Source organism: Ochrobactrum sp. AN78, assembly GCF_029909885.1.
GTDB classification, from domain to species: Bacteria; Pseudomonadota; Alphaproteobacteria; order Rhizobiales; family Rhizobiaceae; genus Brucella; species Brucella quorumnocens.
In genome coordinates, this window is the sequence record NZ_JASAMU010000031.1 from 1 (window position 1) to 3,677 (window position 3,677).

Genomic DNA, 3,677 nt, shown 5'->3' on the forward strand with positions numbered 1-3,677 from the left:
GGTTGCCATCAAGGCCACCAATGGTTTCGTTGAGATCGGCAAGATCGAGCGTTGCGCCGCCTGCAATCTTCACGCGGCCCGAACCAAAGGCATGAACGACGACACCGGCTTTGGCCGTGCCGGCCTCTACATTCAGACCGCCGGAGAAACTATTGTCAGCGGCAAAGGTGGTGGTGCCGCTCCCGCGCTTGAACACATCGCCAGTTCCCGTAACCGCATTGGACAGCGTGAAGTCCGCATTCTTGTCGATGGCAAAGCTGCCATGTCCAGCTGAACTTTCAGCCAGAATGATATTGCCAGAGGCATTGATACTTCCACCTTCCCCAAGCGTCAGCAGCCCTTCGGTGACTGTTGTCGTGCCGGTATAGCTGTTTTCGCCGGTGAGTACGAGCTGACCGGCGCCTGATTTGATGAGGCCCTCGCTGCCCTCGATCACCGAAGCAATCGTCGCGGTCATTGAAGCGCTTTGCAGCGATCCATCGCCAACAATGATCGTGTGATCGCCACCGGTGCTCAAGGTGAGCTTGCTTCCATCCAGCAGATAGCCGTCAGTTGTGAACTGAGCGCCATCAATATTTGGCACATAGCCTGAAGCAATCGTCACGTGACCGGCTGTGCCGCCAAAGACCGCGAATGTATCGTCGAACCATTCACTGTTCTGGCTCCCGGATTGATCTGACCAGTTGGTTGCCGTGGCGTTCCACGACCCGTCGCCGCCCTCGACGCTGCCTTGTATCTGACCAGTTCCGTTCCAGAAAGCGATCGTCCTTCCACCATTGTTGATCAGGTTAACCTGATGATCAATCGATGTTTGTAGACTGAAATTGGAAACGTCACCACCGGCGGCGTCCGCAATGCTCATGGTTCCCGAAAGACTACCGGAATAGTCAAAGATTCGATAGACGCCGATGGTTGCGATACTGCCTTGCGCGAGTGTGAGCTGACCATTGAGCGCCAGATCGCCCTGCACATCAAACAGTGCATTTTGCGATGAGCCACCGTTCAGTTCAACGGATGTCTCGCTGTTTGCCGCAAGGCTCAGCCCGCCGCCGAAGCTGAGTTGCTGACCGCTTCTGCCCATCAGCACGCCCCCCTTCGCGACGGTGGTGTGACCGGCAATGCTGCCCTGACCTGCAAGCGACGCACCAGCTTTGACATCAATCGCGCCCCCCAGTGAGGCGCCGTCTAGGCGCAATTGACCGGCATCGACACTGAGCAGTCCGGTATAGCCACTGCTGTCTGAAGCAAGAACCAGGGTGCCAGCGCCGTCCTTTGCAAAGGGGCCGCTTCCGTTCAATGCAGATGTCAGCTGAAAGCTGTTGCCGGCATCCACAACATTCAACCTCCCGCCATTGCTGCTGATGTCAACGGTGCGGTTTGTCGATTGGTAGGCGGTGCCGGTGATCTGTAATGTGCCTCCGTCAAAACTGAGCGCGCCTGCTGTCAGGCCCAGATTGGCATCTTGCGCGACGCTGACAATCCCACCCTTGAAATGTGTGCCGCCGCTATAGGAATTATTGCCCGATAGGGTCAGGATGGCCGGGCCGTTTTGTGTCAGAACGCCTCCGCCCGATATGGTGTTGCTCAAGCTGGTATCATTTTTGTTGGCGATCACCAGGTTTGCATTGTCAATGATGGAACCTTGGATCATGCCATCGCTGGTGCCGTCCCCTAACTGCAAGATGCCGCCAGAAATCGTGGTTGGACCGCTATAACTGTTTTGGGCTGCGAGGATCAGCGTGCCGTTGCCCGACTTGATCAACTGGCCAGCGGCAAGCTGGTCGTTTTCAAGCTGGCCCGACAGCACAAGCGTTTTGCCATTATCGACGCTGATGGTGTTGCTGGAGGCAGAGAGGGTGATTTCCCGCGCAGAGCTCATATCAGCGGTAACCTGCAGTTTCCCGCCGTTAAAATGCAGGGCGCCGCTGGCGTCGCCGAGATTGGAGTCGGAGGAAACCGCGACCGTGCCCCGGGTCAGTGTAAGTCCGCCGGTAAAGGTGTTGATTCCGGCAAGCGTGGCGGTGCCGGTTCCCATCTGCTCGACGTTGCCGTTGCCGGATATCACGCCATTATAAACGAAGTCAGCGGCTCTGTTTGCAACGAGGGTCCCATGGTGGCTCGCATCGGTGCCGGTGACAATGCTTTTTGCCGCCATCGCGCCGCCTGCGGCACCATTGCCAAATTGCAGGGTGCCGCCGGTGATGATGATGGTGCCGGTAAAGCCGCCACTATAGCCGGTCATAATGGTGGTACCAGCAACCTGGTGGATTTCGCCGACGCTTGTGGCGCTGACATTACCGATTGCCGAGCCAAAGACATAATTGGGGCTGGTGTGGTTGAAAGCAAGAACACCGTATTTTCCCAATTGGACGCTCTGGCTGGTGACGACTGTCCCAGCGGTTGTCGCAGCACTGCCTTCGGCGGCGCCGATATTGAGCGCGGCTTTCTGACTGCTTCCCAATATGATGAACACACCTGACAAGGCCGCGCCATTGGAAAGATTTATCATCGATGTCCGCGCCGCGTCACCGTTTACGGTAATATAGCCAGTGCTTTTGAAACTCGATCCAGTGCCGTCGAGGTTTATGCGAGACCCGCCTGTCAGGGAAAACTCGCCTCCTTGAACTGTCGCGCCGGTATTGATGTTGAAGACGGATCCATCATTGACCGAAAAGAGATTGCCTGGGGTGACTGTGAGCTTGGCACCAGAGGTTAAGTTGATCAGCGCCTTGCCTGCGATAAACAGATTTGTGTTGACCGTTGCCTGATCCGCAACATTCAACAGCACGGTGCCATTTCCAGCCCCGGTTCGAACAGTCAGGTTGGTGGTGGTGAGCTTGGTTCCGGCACCGGTGACCAGAAGCGAGCCATTACAGCCGGCGCAAGCCCCCGCGCTTGTCCCACCGAGCGTTATACCACTGATGCTGACTTGTTTTCCGCCGCTCAGAACCGGCTGATATTGCGGTGGCGCGGTTGTCCAGTTGACATAAAGATCATCATCTGCGGTGAAGCTGTAGGTGGATGCCGCTCCCCAGTTGCTGCCATTGTCAAGGTCGCTGCTGTTGCCGCCTATCCAGGTGAAATTGGCGGCTAAAGCGGTGCCCGGAAGGCTTGTCGCCATCAAAGCCAGCAGCGAAGCCGAGGCCATGGCACGCCAGAAATACTGTTTTGCAATTGATTTGTGCGTCGACATCGATGTTCTATTGTCCCCACGCCAGCCCCCGGGCCGCGTTTGAAAGCCGCCGCCGCCTGATCCATGGCCCCGACAGCGGTCAAGGCATCCTAGGGCAGGGGAGCAATAATAAAGCGGCGTATATGACTGAAAAATTGATTTGATTTCGTAATAAATTTAATCGGATTTATGTGTCTGATGCTGCCTGTTGCCCCGCTATGCCAGTCATGAAATCTATCGGTTATCAACTCAATTCACTCGGTTCATCGCACTGTCATTTCCAAGCCGGCAGCGATGCTGTCCCTGCATTATCGGCTCGGCATTTCCTCCTTCAAAGCCCAATCACGCAGCGCGCTTGAGATTGGTCGAAGCTGAACAGTGTCAAAAACTACCACTTAACCTTAAAGCCCGCATTGGCCTTGAGGCTGTAGCTGTCGGCAAAATGGGTTAAGCCTGTATTGACCGAGCCTTCGCCGTAAAGCGCATATTTGTTGTCGGCCCAGGC

Annotated in this window: 1 protein-coding gene; it reads right to left on the reverse strand. The window is 56.1% G+C overall.

Annotated features, from left to right (window positions below; translation table 11 throughout):
- Positions 1-3,193: autotransporter-associated beta strand repeat-containing protein (locus tag QBD00_RS23515; RefSeq protein WP_318580698.1), on the reverse strand; the 3,193-nt coding region annotated here is incomplete at its 3' end.
- Positions 3,194-3,677: the final 484 nt, after the last annotated feature.